15 protein-coding genes and 4 pseudogenes are annotated in these 18965 nt (G+C 68.9%); 14 read left to right on the top strand and 5 right to left on the bottom strand.

Annotated elements, in window-relative coordinates; all coding sequences use genetic code 11:
- Positions 1–2 precede the first annotated feature (2 nt).
- Genes ACZ4EG_RS41350 through ACZ4EG_RS41340 form a run of 3 tightly spaced genes read left to right on the top strand, consistent with a single transcriptional unit; the run spans position 3 to position 2864 of the window.
- The gene (locus ACZ4EG_RS41350; RefSeq protein WP_467794282.1) at positions 3–1181 is read left to right on the top strand and encodes a type III PLP-dependent enzyme; all 1179 of its coding nucleotides are present in this window, start codon (positions 3–5) and stop codon (positions 1179–1181) included.
- A 59-nt stretch (positions 1182–1240) separates the two neighbouring features.
- Positions 1241–1723 (top strand): GNAT family N-acetyltransferase, encoded by a 483-nt coding sequence (locus ACZ4EG_RS41345; RefSeq protein WP_467794329.1) that lies wholly within the window; start codon positions 1241–1243, stop codon positions 1721–1723.
- Positions 1701–2864, top strand: a complete 1164-nt coding sequence (locus ACZ4EG_RS41340) for an MFS transporter (RefSeq protein WP_467794281.1) — start codon at positions 1701–1703, stop codon at positions 2862–2864. Before ACZ4EG_RS41345 ends, ACZ4EG_RS41340 begins: the two co-directional genes overlap by 23 nt.
- A 745-nt stretch (positions 2865–3609) precedes the next feature.
- On the opposite strand, the gene ACZ4EG_RS41335 is transcribed toward ACZ4EG_RS41340, so the two are convergent.
- Complete coding sequence (locus ACZ4EG_RS41335; RefSeq protein WP_467794280.1) at positions 3610–3834, bottom strand: hypothetical protein; 225 nt, start codon at positions 3832–3834, stop codon at positions 3610–3612.
- A 258-nt stretch (positions 3835–4092) separates the two neighbouring features.
- Between ACZ4EG_RS41335 and ACZ4EG_RS41330 the strand changes: the two genes are divergently transcribed.
- From ACZ4EG_RS41330 to tpg, 6 genes and pseudogenes are all read left to right on the top strand, one after another.
- Positions 4093–5040 carry a protease pro-enzyme activation domain-containing protein gene (locus ACZ4EG_RS41330; protein WP_467794279.1) on the top strand — a complete coding sequence of 316 codons (948 nt, stop codon included), beginning with the start codon at positions 4093–4095 and terminating at the stop codon, positions 5038–5040.
- The gene (locus ACZ4EG_RS41325; protein ID WP_467794278.1) at positions 5010–6149 is read left to right on the top strand and encodes a S53 family peptidase; all 1140 of its coding nucleotides are present in this window, start codon (positions 5010–5012) and stop codon (positions 6147–6149) included. Before ACZ4EG_RS41330 ends, ACZ4EG_RS41325 begins: the two co-directional genes overlap by 31 nt.
- Positions 6150–6532: 383 nt before the next feature.
- Complete coding sequence (locus tag ACZ4EG_RS41320) at positions 6533–6892, top strand: hypothetical protein (RefSeq protein WP_467794277.1); 360 nt, start codon at positions 6533–6535, stop codon at positions 6890–6892.
- Positions 6893–7282: 390 nt separating this feature from the next.
- Positions 7283–8047: pseudogene (locus ACZ4EG_RS41315) on the top strand (FAD-dependent monooxygenase); the annotation flags it as partial.
- Between the two features lie 303 nt (positions 8048–8350).
- A pseudogene (locus ACZ4EG_RS41310) lies at positions 8351–8892 on the top strand (heme-binding beta-barrel domain-containing protein).
- 96 nt (positions 8893–8988) lie between these two features.
- Positions 8989–9544: pseudogene (gene tpg, locus ACZ4EG_RS41305) on the top strand (telomere-protecting terminal protein Tpg).
- A 183-nt stretch (positions 9545–9727) separates the two neighbouring features.
- On the opposite strand, the gene ACZ4EG_RS41300 reads toward tpg, so the two are convergent.
- Positions 9728–12160, bottom strand: a complete 2433-nt coding sequence (locus ACZ4EG_RS41300; RefSeq protein ID WP_467794276.1) for a DUF6185 family protein — start codon at positions 12158–12160, stop codon at positions 9728–9730.
- A gap of 936 nt (positions 12161–13096) precedes the next feature.
- On the opposite strand from ACZ4EG_RS41300, the gene ACZ4EG_RS41295 reads away from it, so the two are divergent.
- The 3 genes and pseudogenes from ACZ4EG_RS41295 to ACZ4EG_RS41285 form a co-directional block, all read left to right on the top strand.
- Entirely contained in the window at positions 13097–13822 is a 726-nt protein-coding gene (locus tag ACZ4EG_RS41295) for a DUF4232 domain-containing protein (protein WP_467794275.1), read from the top strand.
- Between the two features lie 222 nt (positions 13823–14044).
- The gene (locus ACZ4EG_RS41290) at positions 14045–14197 is read left to right on the top strand and encodes a hypothetical protein (protein WP_467794274.1); all 153 of its coding nucleotides are present in this window, start codon (positions 14045–14047) and stop codon (positions 14195–14197) included.
- Positions 14198–14499: 302 nt separating this feature from the next.
- Positions 14500–14626: pseudogene (locus tag ACZ4EG_RS41285) on the top strand (IS630 family transposase); the annotation flags it as partial.
- A gap of 30 nt (positions 14627–14656) precedes the next feature.
- Here the strand turns inward: ACZ4EG_RS41285 and ACZ4EG_RS41280 are convergent.
- Positions 14657–15427: a calcium-binding protein gene (locus ACZ4EG_RS41280; RefSeq protein WP_453561539.1), complete on the bottom strand. Its 771-nt coding sequence runs from the start codon at positions 15425–15427 to the stop codon at positions 14657–14659.
- A gap of 172 nt (positions 15428–15599) precedes the next feature.
- On the opposite strand from ACZ4EG_RS41280, the gene ACZ4EG_RS41275 reads away from it, so the two are divergent.
- Positions 15600–15836 (top strand): hypothetical protein, encoded by a 237-nt coding sequence (locus ACZ4EG_RS41275; protein WP_467794273.1) that lies wholly within the window; start codon positions 15600–15602, stop codon positions 15834–15836.
- A gap of 221 nt (positions 15837–16057) precedes the next feature.
- Here ACZ4EG_RS41275 and ACZ4EG_RS41270 read toward each other — a convergent pair whose 3' ends face one another.
- Complete coding sequence (locus tag ACZ4EG_RS41270) at positions 16058–16732, bottom strand: response regulator (protein WP_467794272.1); 675 nt, start codon at positions 16730–16732, stop codon at positions 16058–16060.
- Positions 16729–17955, bottom strand: a complete 1227-nt coding sequence (locus ACZ4EG_RS41265) for a sensor histidine kinase (protein ID WP_453561535.1) — start codon at positions 17953–17955, stop codon at positions 16729–16731. The genes ACZ4EG_RS41270 and ACZ4EG_RS41265 overlap by 4 nt, the downstream gene beginning before the upstream one ends.
- 264 nt (positions 17956–18219) lie before the next feature.
- Here ACZ4EG_RS41265 and ACZ4EG_RS41260 point away from each other — a divergent pair, with 264 nt between their 5' ends.
- Positions 18220–18963 (top strand): ABC transporter ATP-binding protein, encoded by a 744-nt coding sequence (locus ACZ4EG_RS41260; protein WP_467794271.1) that lies wholly within the window; start codon positions 18220–18222, stop codon positions 18961–18963.
- The last annotated feature ends 2 nt before the right edge of the window (positions 18964–18965 follow it).

Raw genomic sequence — 18965 nt, 5'->3', positions numbered from 1 at the left:
ACATGACGCACGAGTCCGCACCACTGCTCTCCGCGCTGGCCGGCGCGACCGAGGACCGGATCGTCTTCGACCTGACCGGAATCGAACACCGCTACGACACCCTGCGGCGCGAACTGCCCGACGTCGCCGTCCGATTCGCCATGAAGGCCTGCCCGGTGGACGAGGTGCTCGCCTGCCTCGCCGGGAAGGGCGCCGGAGTCGACGGGGCAAGCCCCCGCGAGCTGGAGCAGGCGCTGCGCGCGGGCGTGCCGGTCGACAGGATCCACTACGGCAATACCGTCAAGTCCGACCGTGACATCGCAGATGCCCACCGCCTCGGCGTCAGGGACTTCGCGACCGACAGCATCGAGGACCTGGCGGCCATCGCGGTCCACGCCCCGGGAGCCCGCGTGTTCTGCAGGCTGGCGACCAGCGGTGAAGGGGCGCTGTGGGGCCTCAGTGACAAGTTCGGCTGCACACCCGCGGACGCGGTGCGCATCCTTCAGGCGGCGCCGGAGAAGGGCCTGACACCCTCCGGTCTGTCCGTGCATGTCGGCTCCCAGCAGATGACGGCGGACGCCTGGTACAGCGCCGTCGAGTGTCTGGCAGACGTCCTGTCCGCCCTGGGTCGGCGCGGGATCGTCCTGGACCACGTCAACCTCGGAGGCGGCCTGCCGGCCCTCGGATACCTCGATCGGCACGGCATGCCACTGGACCCTCCACTGGACAAGATCCTCGCCGTCATCCGCGAGGGAATACGCCGTCTCAGGAAAGTCCATGGCGAGCACCTCGCGTTCGTCATGGAACCGGGGCGCCACCTCGTCGCCGACCACGGGGCCATCCGGGCCCACGTGGCCCGGCTGGCCGAGCGGCGTCGCCCCGACGGCGAGCGCCAGCACTGGCTCTACCTGAGCTGCGGCAAGTTCAACGGCCTCTACGAGATGGACGCGCTGCAGTACCCGCTCGTCTTCCCCGCTCACCCCGATGCCGAGTACGTCCCCGCCGTCGTCGCGGGCCCCACCTGCGACAGCGACGACGCCTACCCCCAGGGACACGGCCTCGTGCACGTCCCCCGGAATCTGGCATCCGGCGATCCTGCCTGGGTGCTCTCCAGCGGCGCCTACGCGATCAGCTACACGACCCAGGGCTTCAACGGCTTCGCCCCGCTCCCGTACACCTGCACGGGCGGAGGACGCCCGTGAGCGGCGACGGCGTACACATACGCCACATCACCGACGCCGACTGGGACGCCATCGCGGCGATGGAATCCCGGACCTACGCGGAACTCGGCCTCTCTGAGGGGCGAGCGGCCCTGCAGTCCAGGGCGGACGCCTCGCCGGACACCAGTTTCGTCCTGGACGTCGGCGCCCGACCGGCCGGGTACCTGCTGGCACTGCCGTATCCCCCCTTCAGATACCCGAACCTCGATCGGGCGGAGGAGCCGGCGGTCCCCTCGAGCACTCCGCGCAATCTGCACCTGCACGACATCGTTGTCGCGGAGCACCTGCGCGGCAGGGGACTGGGGCAGCGTCTCCTCAACCACCTGACCCTGACCGCCGGTTCGCACGGGTTCGAGCGGATCTCGCTCATCGCCGTGGGCTGCAGCGAGCCCTTCTGGTCGGCGCGCGGGTTCAGCGCGTACCCAGCGATCTCCCCGGGCGGTTACGGCGCGAACGCCGTCTACATGTCCAAGACGATGGCCGAGTCGACGAAGCGAGTTGATGTGCGTGTTCCCTGTCCGTGATCCATTCCACCGCGGCCAGTTGGCCATCGCCGCACTGTTCTGTTCCCTCGGCTTCCAGTACGCCACCTGGGCCTCGCGCATACCCGCCATCAAGGCGGGCCTCGGGCTGACAGCGGCCGAGGTGGGGGTGCTGCTGATGGCGGCCGGCATCGGCGCGGTGGCGTCGTTTCCCCTGGTGCCGGTGCTCGTGCAGCGGCTGGGCTCCGCACGGCTGGCGCTGCTGTCGGCCCTCTGCCTGGCCCTGCTGCTTCTGGCACTCGCCGCGGCGCCGGACTATCCGGTCGCCCTGCTGGTCATGGTGGCCGACGGGGTGTGCGTGGGGTGTCTGAACGTAGCCATGAACGCACAGGGAACGGCACTGGAGACCCGGCACGAACGCAACGCCATGGCCCGGCTGCACGCGACGTTCAGCGCCGGCTCCCTGCTCGCGGCGCTGCTCGCCTCCGGTATGAACGCGGCGACCTCCTCCGTCGCGGGACACTTCGGCGTGGCTGCCGTGGTCCTCTTCCTGCTGGCCGCTCTGGCGCGCTCCGGTCTTCTCGAAGACGAGGCTCCCGCGGAGGAGAGGCAGAGCAAGAGCCGCACCGGATGGAGCCTTCCGTCCCGGATGACACTCTGGATGTGCTGTGCCATGGTGTTCGGCACGGTGACCGAGGGCGCCATGAACGACTGGTCCGCCCTCTACATGAGGGAAGTCGCCAAGGCCTCGGCGGAGTTGGCGCCGATGGGTATCGCCGTGGTGTCCGGCATGATGGTGGTGGCCCGGCTCTTCGCCGACGGCTGGCGCAGCCGCTGGGGCGACGGACGCGTCGTCCTGCTCGGCAGTGCACTGGCCGCCGCCGGGTTGGCTTTCGCTCTGGTGAGCGGGGGAGTGGCGGCGGCCCTGATCGGGTTCGCCTGCGTCGGACTGGGCTGCGCGGCCGTGACCCCCTGCGTCTATGTGGCCGCGGCGAAGCAGGGCTCGCAGACGCTGGCACTGGTCGCCGCGATGGGCACGACGGGTCTGCTGGCCGGGCCACCCCTCATCGGTTTCGTGGCGAATTCGAGCAGCCTGGTGTGGGGCCTGGCAGTGGTCGCGGCAGCGGCGGCCGTGGTCTCCCTGTGCAGTACGCAGATCCGGTGGACACCAGTGAGCGGCTGAGCCATGCCTTCCCGTGACGACGGGCGTTGAACTTCGAACCGCGCGAACTCCCCGTCCCGGCGGCGCGGCAGGTCGGGTGCACGGACAGGCCGCAAGTGACGGGCACACGGGCGCTGAGTTCAACGCCGTTACCGTTGGCGTTAGTTCGCTGAAGGTGGCGAGCATCCCGCTACTGGGCGCAGCGGCTGTCTCAGCAGCGACACCGGGACAGCCGAACAGCGGCAGCGCTGCCCCGTGAACGGCCGCCGCGCCGCCTGGGCTATGCCGGAGCCACCCAGACGCGATCGTCGACATCATGACCTTTTTAGCGCTGTCGCTCGACGAGGGTGAGGACGGCAGCAGAGAATTCCTTCAACATCGCGTCAAGCCCGGCGGACCTCGCCGAACTGCCGAAAACTGGGCTGGACCTCGTACTACAGGGGCGCGGGAGGCCCGCGGTGACTTGGTGATCCGGGACCGAAACGGCGACGGCGGCAGGCTGTGGGAGCGTGCGGTGATCACGCTGCGGACGGGTGGGGTGCTCAGCGGTCGGCCGTCGTGGGTGAGGCGGCGGGCGAGGTGGTCGTCGCAGTCCTCCCCCACCGGTTCCCGGCTCGCTGCGTGCGGCCGGGATCACTATGGTGGTCAGGCTGGGCCAGGCGGTGGGGCCGGTGTAGGCGAGCCGGCCTTGAAGGCCGGGATCGGCCCACTGTAGGCGGGAGCGGCCGGTGATGACCCACAGGGCGTTCGGCAATGGAACCGGTCCTTACCCGTCATGGTCGGCGTCCGCGAGGCGGATCAGCGTCGGCGGCTCCGGCAGGCAGGGCATGTCGGCGAGCGGGTCGACCCCGACCTCGGTCTCCGGATCCGTCGCCACGAAGGTGTAGGCGTCGATCGTCCTCGCGAACCGCAGCGCCGATGGTCCGAGCGCGCAGTTGCCGCACCTCTCCAGGCGGCCCACAGATCCGTTCGCTTCGGCCGCGGGCTTCACGCGACTTCCTGGAGCGAACCGTCTGGTCGAACCGCGCGACCTCCCCTGCCCGGGCCGGAAGCCCGCGGACGAGGATCCTGGAGCGCGTGTAGGGCCGCGGCGATGCGACACCGCAACGCCGGTCCACGGTGCTGACGCTCATTCATTTCCGCACCGTGTGGCGTAGATCATGGCGGAGCGCGCAACCCATGCTCGTGGCCAGACGTAAGTAGTCGAACGACCTCACATCCGAGGCTTCCCCTGAGCAAAGGATCCGTCGTGACACGTCTCCGAAGGCACCGAACGCGAGGACGCTCGCCCCTGCCCCTCACCGCGGTTTGGGCGCTCGCCACCACGGTTGCGGCAGGCCTGTTACCGTCCGCCACGGCTGCGGCGGCCTCTCCGGAACGCCAGGAACTCACCGCGTCCCGGCCGGCCTGGACCGCCGCCGGGCATGACGGTGGAGCCCTGGCCGCCACCGCTCCGGTGGACGCACGCGTCTACCTGGCCGGGCGCGATCCCGCCGCGCTCGCCGCCTACGCCCGTGCCGTGTCGGATCCGCACAGCCCCATGCACGGGAAGTTCCTGACGCCCCAGCAGGCGGCCGGGCAGTTCGGAGCCACCGCGTCGCAGATCTCGGCGGTGCGGAACTGGCTGACCCGCGCGGGCCTGACCGTGACCGAGTCCACCGCCCACTACCTCGCCGTGCACGGCACGGTCGCCGCGATGAACGTGGTGTTCGGTACGTCACTGCACTCGTATGCCAGCAGCGACGGCACCTACCGGGCGCCGAGCACGTCCCTCAGCGTCCCCACGGCGGCGCGGGCCGCCGTGCTGGGCGTCATTGGCCTGGACGATCGCCCTGTCAAGGTCCGCACGCCCGGCGGCGCCGCCTGCCAGCCGTCCACCTCGCGGACACCCGTTACGCAGACGTCCACCCCGCCGCCCCCCACGCCGCCGTCCGTCACCCTGCCCCCCACGCCCGCTTCCCCGTGCTCGGCGTACTTCGGAGAAAAGAAGGCCACCGATCTCCCGTCCCTGTTCGGGCACCCCGCCAGCTACGCCCCGTGCGGCTACACCCTCGCCCAGATCCGGGATGTCTACGGCGTCACCAGCAGCGGCCTAACGGGCAAGGGTGAGACGGCCGCCGTCATCGCCGCCCATGCCTCGCCCACCATCGAGTCCGACCTGAACCGGTGGTCGACCGACGTTGGAGTACCGCCCTGACACCGGGGCAGTTGGCCCAGGACCTGCCCGCCGGCGGCACCACCCCCGACGCCGGCTGGTCCTTCGAGCAGACCATGGACCTGGAGGCCCTCCACGGCATGGCCCCCGACGCCCGCCTGAAGTACGTCGCAGCCGCCGACTACTCCTCCACCGCGTTGCTGGACGCGGTGACCCGGGTGGTCGACCGGCACCTGGCGAGCATCGTCAGCAACTCCTGGACGCTCTACGCCGATGACGAGCTTCCTGCCGCCACCCTCGCAGCCTTCGACCAGCAGTTCGAGCTGGGCGCGGTCGAAGGCATCGGGTTCTACGTCGCTTCAGGCGACGAGAGCGACGAGCCGTCCTGCCCGGGAGAGGTCGGCGGGTTCGCGAGCCGGCCCGCAACCGCGGCCACGTCGGCCCCGGCCGACTCCTGTCATACCACGGTGGAGTTCCCCGCCTCCGATCCGTGGGTCACGGCGGTCGGTGCCACCAGCCTCGGCATCAACTCGCACGGCCGCTATGCCTTCGAGACGTCCTGGGGCGACCGGAACGGGACACTCTCGGCCGACGGCCGGAGCTGGCAGGTCGTCGACGAGGCAGCGTGGGGATCGGCCGGCGGCGCCAGCCCTGCCTTCGCGCAGCCGTACTACCAGGTCGGCGTGGTGCCCGACGCGCTCAGCAAGCCCACCGGGGCCTCGGCGGCCGAGCGGGTGGCGCCGGACATCGCCGCGTTCGGGGACTGGGACATCGGTTTCACCGTGGGCCTGACCTACCAGGTCTCACCTGGCCGGATCGCGTACGGCGCCTACAAGAACGGTGGAACCAGCCTGTCCGCCCCGCTGGTCGCCGGACTCCAGGTGCTGGCGCAGCAGGCCCGACGGGGCATACCGATCGGCTTCGCCAACCCCCGGATCTACGCTCGCTACGGCACCGCCGCCTACCACGACGTGACCGACCACCCCTTCGGGGCGGGCACCGAGATCACCATGGTCGACCGGCCTCGGCCCGGCTCACCGCTCACCATCCACGTCCTCGGCCATGACAACAGCCTGCAGGCACTCCACGGGTTCGACAACGCCACCGGCGTCGGCAGCCCGAGCCGGAGCTATCTGGACTCCTACCGCTGACAGCGGGCATCGAACGGTGCCGATCCAGCAGATCGCGGCTGGTGCCGCCGACGGAGTCGTCGGGCGCCGCGGCGGAGCTCGGCCAGCGAGCGGGACGCGGGGCAGCGTCGATGCGGTGGCAACCGATCCGGGTCGGCACCCGTCGCGCCGGGAAGGAGGGCTCGCCGCCGAGCACACGTCCGAGCGCTGCGAGGCTGGGGCGGTCAGAGCCCGGCTGAGGAACTGGCCCGTCCGCGGGCTGAGAACGCCAGGTTGCTGAAGGCGGAGAAGGAATGGCACTGGGAGCGTGAGATCCTGCCTTGAGCGGCCACCTACTTCGCCCGACAGGACCCATCCAGTTCCGCGTCGCCCCCACCCTGGGCCGCCGCTACACCGTGGGGACAGTGAACGGCGAGGATGTCAAGCACATCGGTATCACCGACGCCACCGACGCCACCGGTCCCGGCACCGCCTGGATCCGCCGCCTGCACGCCGGCGACCGGCTGACGGTGCTGGCTGGCCGGCACTGGCCACCAGGTGAAAGCGGAACCCGCCGCCTCTACCTCGGCGACGGCTGCGCCCTCGGCACCCTCGACGCTTTCGCCCGGAGCGGCGAAGCACCGATCGTGGCCATGGAGGTGCCGGCGGACGCCGTCGACCCCTCGCCGACCGCTGGCCCCGCTACCGCTTCCTGCCCGCGGCACAAGCGCCGGGTGACGGAATGCAGTCCTGGCTCGAACGAGCCATTGAAAAAGGTGAGTTGACGGACCTCGACACCGCTCTGCTGCTGGGGCACGCCCAGTCCATCCAGGGCCAGCGGCGAGTGCCAATCGACAGCCAAGTCCTGGCGCGCCGCGCCATCACCACAAGGCCGTACTGGGCCGACGGCAGGGAGGGCCTCTAGTGCTCGCCGACGCGAGAACGAGCCGCGGAAGGCGACGGACCCGGCTCCCGGCAGCAGCAGTAATCGGCGCCCCCTCTCAGCACCTCAAAAGGAACACCCCGTGCCTCGTCCTGCGCGCAGCAGAACTCCGCGAGGCCCGCCTGCCCGCGGTGTGCGGAGAAGGACTGCGGCCCACCGCACCCCGAGAACAAGGAACCCCACGTTTGACATCTGGCCGGCCGACGCATCGGCGCGGCGCGGCCAGGAAGGAATTACCGTGACTGAGACACACCGCCACCTCCCCAAGCGCTCCGCTCTCGTCACCGGCGCAAGCATCGCCGGCCCCGCGGTCGCCTACTGGCTGCACCGCTACGGCTTCGACGTGACCGTCGTCGAGAAGGCGGGCACCGTGCGCGGCGGCGGCTACCCCATCGACATCCGCGGCACCGCCGTGGAGGCGGTGCGGCGCATGGGCCTGCTGCCTCAGCTGTAGAAGGCCCACGTAACACCCACCGCATCACCTTCCTGGACGTCGACGGCGGCACCGTCGCCGCACTGCGCCCCGAAAGCATGGCCATCGGCGCCGACGGCGACCTCGAAATACGGCGCGGCGACATGACTCAGATCCTCTACGACGCCGTCCGACTCCGTCGCGTTCGAGTTCAACGACTCCATAGCCACCCTTGACGACCGTCACGACGGCATCGAGGTGACCTTCCGCAGCGGCGCCCGACGCACCTTCGACGTCGTCATCGGGGCCGACGGACTCCACTCCAACACCCGTCGGCTGATCCTCGGCCCCGAGGAACGCTTCCACCACTACCTCGGCGCCTGCTTCGCCGGCTTCACCCTGCCCAACTACCTCGGGCTCGCCTCCGAGGGCCTGCTGTGGAATACCCCCGGCCGGTCCGCCGCCCTCTACGCCGTCGGCTCCGGCCAGGACGTGTTCGGGCTGCTCACCTTCAGGTGCTCCGACCCGCCCTTCGACGCCTTCCGCAACCCCGACGCACAGCGCGAGCTGCTCACCGCCACCTTCGGTCATCACGCGCGGCGACGTGCGCAAGGGCGGCCCGAAGGCCGACGACGACCTGGGCAAGTTCGGCAAGCTCGCGACGTATACGGTCGTCCGCTAGGCCGACGGAGGGTGGCGTATCGCCGCCGTCCAGAAGACGCAGCGCAAGCCGCTGATGGAGGCGGTCTCCTTCCGCTTTGAGCCCGCCACCCGCCCCGCCGCGCGCTGAACACCGGGGTGAGCGCCCTGCCCGTCGCCGAGGAGTTGGGCGCCTAGGCTTTCACCTGGCACCGGCACCGGCACCGGCACAACCCGAGGAGCGCGAACGTGTTCGACCCTGCACGGGAGCACCCGTACCCCGATTCCCACCGGCCGGAGGACGCGCCTGCACCGCACGCACTGCTCGCGCCCGTGCTCGGGTTCCTGGGCACATGCAGGGCCGGGGCCAGGGGGGTTACCCGACGCTCGCCGGGGACTTCACATACGCGCAGGAGGTCACCTTCAGCCACGACGGCCGCCCCTTCCTCCGCTACGAGGCCCGGGCCTGGCTGCTCGACGCCGACGGCGCGCCGTTGCGCCCGGCGGCCCGGGAGAGCGGATGGTGGCGGCTGCAGCCCGACGGGAGGGTGGAGGCACTGATCACCCAGCCCACCGGCATCGCCGAGATCGCGGTCGGCCAAGCGGCACGGGACACGGTGGATCTCTCCACCCACGAGGTGGCCCTCACACCCACTGCCAAGGAGGTCAACGCCACCCGCCGCCGCTACACCCTGACCGACAGCGACACACTCACGTTCGTCCACGACCTCGCGGCGGTCGGCCGGCCGCTGCAGCACCATCTCTCGGCAACCCTGCGACGCACGCGGTAGGCCGTACCTTGCCGGCACCGTGACTTCACTGACGGTCCTTGCGTTCCCCGACCGGACAACACCACGAAGACCGGAGAGCAGGAGAGGGCACCCACGATGGCCGACATCGGCAACAGCCTCGACGATGCCGACGCCGAGCACTTCACTCGCCCTGTCCCCAGGTCCGCACAGGCGCAGATGCGTCTTTTGGTACGGCAGTTGAAGGGCACCAGGCCGGTGGCCGAGCTCCTGGGCGTTTCCCAGCGCACGGTGGAGCGCTACGTCAAGGGACAGCTGAAGACCCCCCGCCGCGACCTGGCGGCCCGCTTGTACCGCGAGGTACGCCGCCGCTGGCAGCCCCAGGTCCGCGCGCGGGCCAGGCAACGGGCGGCGACCACGGACGGCATCTTCACCTCCAGCCCGCGCCCGCTTCGGCTTCACCGCGGCGGTCGGCACCACAGACGACCCTCGCGTACGCCACATCAACCAGGCCCTGCCCCCGGAGTACGCGGCCCGCCTCTTCGCCGCCCAACAAGCCGGCGCAACCGAGCAACAACTGCAGGCCATCCTCGCCGAGGGCCTGGGCGAGATGTACTTCTGCGACGCGGGCCGCCGAGCCCAGGGCCTGCTGGTGGAGTTCACGGACATCGAGCAGCTGGAACTGCACTGCTGACGACGGGGGAGCAGCGCCCGCCGTGGCGCCGGCTTGGTGATTGGTGGGTTTGTGCCAGTGCACGGACGGAAATGCAGATCCGCTGAATGACGCCGCCCTGCCTACGGGCCAACAGACCTCAGAAACCAAGGAGTTATTTATCAACAGCTCCCTGCTCATCACCGTGTGAAGACCGTCGCGATCTTATCGGGAGGGGGGTGGTGCCGTGGGGCCACCTTCCCGCAGAGCTTTCCAGACCGAGGCGATGGCCACGATCTGCGCCAGAAAGAATGCGACCGAGGCAAGACGCATCCGGTAGATGTACACGACCAGACTGGCGCTCGTGGGCCAGTAACGCCGTTCACTCTGGAACGTTTGCACATCCATAACCAAACCTGTAACGGTCAACACCGATGTGAAGGTGGCAATAGCGGCGACCGTACCTTGAAGGCTCTGCCCGCTGAGTTCGCCAAGAATCCGGTGAACGCCAACGGGAATTGAGAAAGCGACAGCGACCCAGAATGCTTTCGTCGGCCCATGACGGCCGGGAAGGTCACGCCAAAGCGCTCCCAGAAAGAATGCTCCGCCCATCCAGGTGAGCTGCCAGTAGAGAACGTCAAGCACGATTGAAGGAAATACAGGGGAGACAAGGGTTGTCAGGACCCAGTTGTTGTTTCCGACCATGTCGTTCCAATACATCACCGCGGTCGCGGGGAGTCCGACGAAGCAGGCGATGACCGCGCACCTGCAGGCATTGGCCCACCATGTGGCCATGGGGCCCAGGGCGAAGGCCACGTCAACGGGCCTGACCCCTTCGGGCAGGCATCGATCCAGTTGATCGATTTGCCGCTCGATCGACTGAGTCACCGTACGTCCGGCCCCGTTTCCGGAGTCGGCGTGATGAAGCTGATCCTGGAGCTCTCGATAGTGGCGTACCATGCTCAACAGGTGCGACCGATCGGTCTGTGAAATGACTTGGCCCAGGGGAATGCCGCCTGCGGAAGACTGTCGCAGCACGGACTTGGAACGCGCCAAGGACAGGATCATCCAGGCAGCACAGAGACCGATAAGTGGGCCCAGAATGTAACCCGCGATGCCGAAGTAAGTTGAGTAGTCAGGCAGCGCAACCAGTGCGAAAAAGACCACGAGAAGAAACATTTCCGGCCGAGTGGGCGTGAACGAACCAGTGTCATTTCGTTCTGCTCGGCAGGCGCGAAGTGCCCCCAGCAACACCAGCGCCGTCAAGACAATCCATGTGCATTCCCACAGATACGGAAGTGCCGCGTCAGGGAACCTGTCCCACCACAAATCGTATGACTCATTAAATCTTTCCTTGTATGTCGGCCAGGCGGGGTCGGCAAGCCAAGTGCGGCGATTCCAGTCGCGGAGAAGGGCCGGGACCTCCCACAGGACAGTCAACACCGAAAACCCTGTGGAAATAGAGACCAGCTGCCATGTCGACAATCTTCGCCCCTCCGGCGGCAGAGGTCTCTGCCCTGCCGAAATTGTGCCCACGCAAAACACAAAAACTGCGGCTGCATACGCGATCAGCACTACACGGGTTCCCGCAGGGGAAATATAGGCATCAGATACGGGCAATAGCGCATCTTCTGACAGTTCAGAGCCGACGGAAAGTCCGACGATAGATAAGGTCAGTGCGCACGCGAGGGCAAGCAAAGACTTCTGCGACTTTCCGAAGAGGCAAAGTGTGAGCCCCAGGAACAGCAGCGAAAACAAAGCCACGGTTGACCAGTAGTCGTGAATCCAGGAAAAGCGATCCGCCATGAAGTAGTAGACATTGTCGCCCATGTAGACGAGCAGACTGAGGCCCACCTGCAGGAGTGCCCAAGTGTGCAGTGTTCTCAATGCCTTTTCTTCCTCCTCGATCGGACGTCGCCCAAGCCCTTGTCGAAGTTTTCTAGCCGCGATGAGCAAGAGGGCACCTGCCACCACGTTCCAGGCCGCGGCCGATCCGCTGTAGACCCCCAGAGCTTCCCAGGCCTGCCCCCACGACACCGCGATTGCTCCCCACTGCTGGGCTGCGGGCGGGCGGAACGTGACCATGCAGTCGGTCGGCCTCTTGTTGTGCCAGCTCATTAGGGTGCCGTTTTCGCCACTGGCTGGCGGCGGGGCGACCGACAACGGCCGGGGACCCCCCGTATGGACCTGCACGTCTTCCCACGCCGCCTTGGCAAGACTCACCGGGGGCGCCAATTGGATACTCCAGATGCTCTTGCCAGCCGCTAGGCTCCAGGGGCCAACGTGATACGTGCCAAGCCCTTGCACCCAAGCAACGGCCTCGTAGTGAACCACTACGCCCTTCTCGTCGGAATGCACCGTGAGCGGCTTCAACCGCCACTCATTCTCGTCATAGAAATCCTCTTCGGAGACTTTCCCAAGAAGGCAGCGCAGCACTTCACGATAACGAGACGCGTGAGTGTCCAGGAGTAGATCCGCGGAGCGCCCCCATCCGGCCGGAATCTTGATTTCCATCACGCTGGTGACCATGCTGTAGTCTTGGCCACGGTGATCAAATTCTGCCGATGCGGTGACCTTGACGCCACGAACCTTGTCGACTCCGCAGGAGTCGGCCTGATAGGCCTCGGCCGCATGAGAAATGACTGCAGTGCCCGACATGGAAACGAGAGTCAGCAGGAGAACGGACAGCAGGTGCGGCACGGAGCATCTACGACGGATCACCGCTACAGGATCTTCCCGCCCGACCCGTCGTACTTCCGGTGGCACGGCGGGCACCTGCAGGTCCACCCTGACAGCCGATGGCGCCTTCCCCCATGGCCGGAAGCTGCCGAGCTGATCCGCCCCGCATCATGCGGCAGCGATCGCCCATAGTCCGTTGTGGCGGTGGCGAGGTATCGCAATGCTCTTCGTTCGAGGAACACACCCGATGTGGGCAACCACGCTGGCCAGGTAGCTGTCGATAAATAGCTCGTTGGGTCTACTGTCGTGCGGCCTCCTGAACCCCCGGCCGCGGGCGGGATAGGCCCGCGGTCACGTTCCCGCGCGCTCGCCGCAAGCGGCTGGCGCGGAATCGATGTCCCATGACTACCGCCCAATCCAGCCGCACGTATCGCGATGAAGCATCTGAGACGTCCGGCAGGACAACCGGATAACTCCGCTGCAGGTCAAAGCACCTGCAGCGGACAAGCGCCAGACAGCATGGGGCGCGCAAGCCAAGTGCGCCCCGAGCCCGCGGGGCGCAGACGCCCTCTGCCGGGTGTTCGTCACGGCCAGCCATCTGGCTCCGTCCCGGACGCGACGGACTGCTCGATCCATCCGGACGGTCCGGTGGACCCTGAACCGCCTGAAGGGTGAGGGGCACTGCCTGTCTGCAAGGGCACACGAGCGATCCAGCAGCTGCCAGCCTCGCCGGACGGGACCCGGCCGGCCGGAACACCGGACCTGCCATGTCCGGCAAGCCGGTCTGGGCGCCGAGCGGCCGGGACACAACAGTGAAACCGCCGGGACGTGTCTGGTACAACCGGCGCCGCACGCGCCGCGTCATGAGTGTCACACGGCCAATGAGCCGCTCCGCGCAGCAGAAGGGCAACCGCGTTGTCAGCTCCACTCATACTCCGGCGAGTACTCCCCGCCACCGCACTCGCCTGCATCGCGGCGATCGCCACCGGCTGCAGCGCGGGCTCGGCCGGCTCCTCCTCCGGTGGCACCGCCGCCGCGACGGTTTCCGACGCACCGGCTACTTCGGGCGCACCGGCTGCGACGGCGCCTGCCGCACCGGCTACTTCGGGCGCACCGGCTACGACGGCGCCTGCCGCGGCGGCCACGGCTCGGGCCAGCGGTACGGGCACCGGCACCGAGGCGCCGTCCGGCACCACGCATAGGGGTACCGCCGCCTGCCCAACCCGCTATCTGAACGCCAGACCGGGTGTCAGCCAGGGCGCCGCCGGCAGCGTCTACCAGGTGATCGACTTCACCAACATTTCCAAGACCGCCTGCACCCTGTACGGCTACCCCGGGGTGTCGCTCGCCGGGGGCAGCCCCGTCCGTCAGATCGGCCCGGCCGCCACCCGCAACACCATCACACCCCCCACGCTGGTGACGCTGGCGCCGGGGGCCACCGGCAACGCGCTGCTACGGATCACAAACGCCGGCAACTACCCCGCAGAGCAGTGCCACCCGACTGCCGCGCAGTACCTGCAGGTCTACCCGCCGGGTCAGACAACCCCGATCTACGTCGCCTACAGCTCGACTGCCTGCGCCGGGACGGTCGGCATCCTGAGCGTCAGCACGGTCCAGCCAGGCGCGGGGAGCGCGTCGTAGCACGCCGATCCGGACCCCGACACCCGGCGGTGAGTATCGACATCACCGTCCTAACTGCGTGCCTCGGAGACCGGACGGCCGATCACCGGCCTGTCGGAGGCCGCCGGTGGCTCACCCGCACTGGCGGTAAGTCACACCGCTCGAGGCGCCGCCCTCACTCGCCGTTTCGAGGACGTGTCGGAGCGGACGGACCGAGAGTTCGGGATCGTCAAGAGCGATCTCATGGCACTGCGCCTGCAGGTCGGCAACCTTGATCAGAAGGCGGGCAACCTCCAGGCTCAGCTGAGTGACATCGCCGAGAGGATGGACCGCGATCAGGCGCAGATCGTCGCGCTGCTGACGCAGCGGGTCGGCCGGGATCCCAACGCCGGCTGAACCTGCCCGCTTGAACGGCTGTGGCCCCGAACACCTGCGTGGGTGCTGTTGGCTAATTCCGGGGCTCGCGTGACGTCGGTCTTCAAGACCTGGTTGAGGTCTTGAAGACCGACGATGTCGTATGGGGTGGGTGCGGATGTCGTTCGTGGGTGCGTGTGAGACCTCTCCGCCCGACCTACCTCCGGGGATCATCGACAGCCCCGACTGAGGAGACACAAGCTCCTCCGCCCCGTCCGGCACCAGCCCCGAGCATGCCGGGCCAGGCACCCGTCTGCCCTCGACAAGCCCGGCCTTCATGGGTGCGCCGGCGCAACGCCATCGCCCGCCACCGCAACGTCCTGGCCGCCCAGCGCCAGGAACGCGCCCGCATCCGAAGCGAGAAAGGAGGGTATCCGCTGGAGCGGACGCCCCCTCGCGACCGCGGCCTGAACGACCCGGCGGACCTATGCGGTCAGAGCACTAGCTGAGGGCGACGCCGTCGCCGTACGCAGTCGCGCTGCTCGTCGTGCTCGAACCGGCAAACTTCCAGCGCCAGGTGCCCGCGTAGTTCGCGGTGACCGTCGTCTTCAGCTTGCCGCTGCTGTCGGTGGTCACGTTCTTGACCGTGGAGTACGTCGAAGAGCCGGACTTCTTGAACTGCAGGGCCACGGACTTGCCTCCGTAACCCGCGTAGAGGTTGGTGTCCCAGTTGGCCCGGGTAAGCGTCCCGCTCACGGTGAGCGTGCCACCCTTGGCAACGGGCTCGGGCGAGGCCTGGGTGTTCGTGAGCTTGGCGTACCGCTTCACCTTGACGGGGGCGCCGGGGTCGAGGTCGTAATAATCGCCGTCGTAGGCCGCGACCTCCGAGTCGAAGTACCAGGTGCCGGCCGAGCTGTTCTTCAGGTCGTAGTAGTCGGTGCGGTCGGGGTCCAGCGTGTACGTGAACGTGCACTTCATGGTCGTCGACGTCGGCCGGGAGCAGGACGACGTCGAGTCCGCGTAGAGGATCCGGCCGTCGGAGCTGACCAGCTTGTCACCGGCCATGATCTTGATCCCGGAGTCGTCCTTGGCGGTCGCGGTGACGCTCAGCTTCTGCGCCGTGCTGACGCCGACATTGACGGTCGTCCTGCTGAAGGTGATCGAGCTGAAGACGGCGTCGCCCTTGCTCGTATCCGCGTGGGCGGCGGGCGTCACGAAGGCGAGCAGCGCCAGGGTGCCGGCGGTGGCGGCCGCGGCGGTACGAATACGCAATGTTTCTCCAGGAACGGTGAGCCGGATCTTGGTCCGGGCACGTACGAGACCACCAGGGAGTGCGGTTGGTTGTGCGGCGTGACGCGGCGCCGGGGCGAGGGAATGCACTGGCGTCGCTCGCACCAACCTCGCCCACACCGGTACCCCCGTCCGGGCCGCGCTGCTGCGCCTCATGCGCCTCACCGTCCAGACACCCGCCGACGCGGCCCGCACGTCGCGGTACGCGGCCACCGCGCCGGACATCCACGGCGGCGAACTCATAGCCCCGACCGGGCCAGGCGAACGCAGCGGCCACCCGACACGCGTCGCCCCGACCGACCGCGCACTCGCCCCGGCCACTGCCGCTCGACTATGGACGGTCTCCGAGGAACTGACCGGGGTCCGTTTCCCGGCTCTCGACGGGGAATAAGACCCAGTCCTACGTAGTCAGGCGGACGAGGCGCTTGCCGGAGCCGGGGTGAAGCCGGCAGGTCGAGATGTCGGTACGGGTGGCCAGGGTTGCGGCGCTTGCGCTGGCGTACGGACTTGAACACGCTGTCGGACAAGCGCTGTTCTAGGTCGGCCAGGCGACCGCGTCGTCACCCATGACGGGAGCATGGCGTTGAAAGCGTCATACACCGGGCAGCCGCGCTACAGCGATTCGGCCAGGCCGCTGCGGTGGGCGAAGACGACGAGTTGGGCGCGGTCGCGTGCGCCGACCTTGACCATGGCGCGGTTGACGTGGGTCTTGACGGTGGCGGGGCTGAGCACGAGTTGCGCGGCGATCTCGTCGTTGGACAGCCCGGTCGCCACGAGCGTGGTGATCTGCCGTTCGCGCTCGGTGAGCGCCTCCAGACCGCGGCGGGCCGCCTCGTCCAGAGGCTGCCGCGTGGCGGGGGTGGCGAGGAAGCGGCTGATGAGGGTTCTCGTCGCGGCGGGGGACAGCAGTGCGTCGCCGCGGCTGACCGTGCGGACCGCTTGGAGCAGTTCCTCCGCATCTGCGCTCTTGCCCAGGAAGCCGCTGGCCCCGGCACGCAGTGCTTCGAAGACGTACTCGTCGATCTCGAACGTGGTCAGGATCAGGACCTTCACCCCGGCGAGATCCTCGTCCCCGGTGATCAGGCGGGTCGCCGCGAGGCCGTCCAGGACCGGCATGCGGATGTCCATCAGCACCAGGTCCGCCTGCGCGGCTTTGGCCAGTCGCACCGCCTCGTGCCCGTCGCTGGCCTCGCCGACGACCTCCAGGTCCGGCGCTGGCGCGATCAGGGCCTTGAAACCGGTGCGCACCAAGGGCTGGTCGTCGGCGATGACTACACGGATGGTCACGGCGCGGCCTCCGGGGCGAGGTCGAGGGGCTGGTAGGGCAGGTCCGCGGTCACCTGGAAGGCTCCGCCCCGGCGCGGGCCGGCGGTGAAGTGCCCGCCGAGCGCGAGGACCCGTTCGCGCATGCCGACGATGCCGTGCCCACCGGCCGGAACTGGGCCTGAGGCGCGGGCACGCCCGCCGGCTGCTCGCTCACCTCCCGGGTCGTCGATGATAATGCGCAGCCCGTGCCGGTCGTAGCTCAGTGTCAGGCGTGCCTGCCGTCGGCTGGAGTGCTTGAAGACGTTGGTCAGTGACTCCTGGATCACGCGGTACGCGGTGAGATCGGTCGCGGGTGCCAGGGGTACCACCGTGCCGTCGACACGGAAGTCGACGCCCAGGCCGGAGGCGCGCAGCGTGGCAAGGAGCTCGTCGAGGCCGTCCAGTCCGGGCGCGGGGATCGCGGTGGGGGCGACGGGATCTCCGGGCTGTCGTAGCAGACTGACGGTGTCGCGCAGTTCCCCCAGTGCCTTGCGGCTGGCGGACTTCACGTGGGCGATCGCCTCGCTTGCCGCCGCCATGTCGCTGACGAGCGCCTGCCCGGCGACGTTGGACTGCACGCTGATGAGCGCGAGATGGTGTCCCACGGCGTCGTGCAGGTCGCGGGCGATACGCAGCCGCTCCTCGGCGATCCGGCGCCGCGCGTCCAGCTCGCGCTCCCGTTCCGCGCGCTCGGCGCGCCGCTCGACCTCGGCGAGGTAGGCACGGCGGTTGCGGGAGGAGTCGCCGGCCGCGATCGCCAGGCCGCCGAGCGCCATGAACGCCAGGTTCTGCGGCCCGAGCAGTGCCGGCTTGTGCACGGCATGGACGAGGGCGAGCGCAGCCACCGCTCCACAGCCCAGGATCAGGCCGGGGCGGCGTTCGACCAGGTCGGCGACGGTGTACAAGGCGATCAACGGGGCCAGCAGGATCAGCGCCCCATTGCTGCTGCCGCATTCGGCAAGGAACACCTCTGCGGCCCCCGCGCTGACCCCCAGGGCCACCAGCGGGTGCCGTCGCCTCCCGACCAGCACCCCGCAGCCGAGCGCGGCCGCGACGATCACCACGGTGCGATGGTCCCCGGCCACCGCAGAACGACCCGCGAACGCGGTCAGCAGGGTGGCGACGAAAACAGCTAGGGCGATCGCCGCGTCCGCCAGGTGCGCATGCCGGCGGGCGGCCTGACGCACGTGGGCGAGGGCGCTCATGCCTTCACGATAGGCGGCTACCTGCGGATCGCCGTCGGCCTTGCGCGGCAGCCCGACGTACCGCGGACGCGGTAGCCGGCCTCATGACCACCGCGTCCGCGGTAGCCGCTCTTACCGTGCCCGCCCGACGACGCGCGGCGCCCGGCTCGGGAGAGTGATGCCGGCGCCCGGTGCCGGGCGTCGAGAGCAAGTCATTGACGCCTTTGGGAAGGGAAGAACCCCGATGCACGCGACCACTCCACCGATCCCGCGTCGGCGGACACGATGAACGGCGGCATCACCATCGACGGCCTGACCAAGCGGTACGGCACGGTGACCGCGGTCGACGACATGACCTTCGACGTCGAGCCCGGAGTGGTGACCGGATTCCTCGGCCCGAACGGGGCCGGCAAGACCACCACACTGCGCATGCTCCTGGGCCTCGTGACGCCCACCGCAGGCCGGGCCCTGATCGACGGCCGTCACTACGCCGAGCTGACGGAGCCGAGGCGGGTGGTTGGTGCGGTGCTGGAGGCAACCGGGTTCCACCCCGGCCGACGCGGCCGCGATCACCTGCGGATCCTCGCCCAGGCCGGGGGCATCCCGGGCTCGCGGGTCGATGAGGTGCTGGACCGGGTCGCTCTGGCCGGTGCCGCGCACCGGCGGGTAGGCGGCTACTCGCTCGGGATGCGCCAGCGGCTGGGCCTGGCCGCGGCCCTGCTCGGTGACCCGAATGTGCTCGTCCTGGACGAGCCCGCCAACGGGCTGGACCCCGCGGGCATGGCCGACCTGCGGGATCTGCTGCGCACTCTGGCCGAGGAGGGCCGCACGGTACTGATGTCCAGCCATGTGCTGAGCGAGGTGGCGCAGACCGTGGACCGCGTGGTCATCGTGGCGGGCGGCACGCTGCGCTACGCGGGCCCGCTGGCCGAGCTGACCACAGCGAAGGGGGAAACGCTCGAAGCCGCGTTCCTCCGGCTGACGTCGAACCCGACGACCGGCGCCACGACGGCGCCGGCCCACCGCTGAGC

Source organism: Streptomyces sp. NPDC025638 (assembly GCF_055558775.1).
Note: the sequence above shows the minus strand (reverse complement) of the source record. Positions and strands in the feature narration are given on the sequence as shown.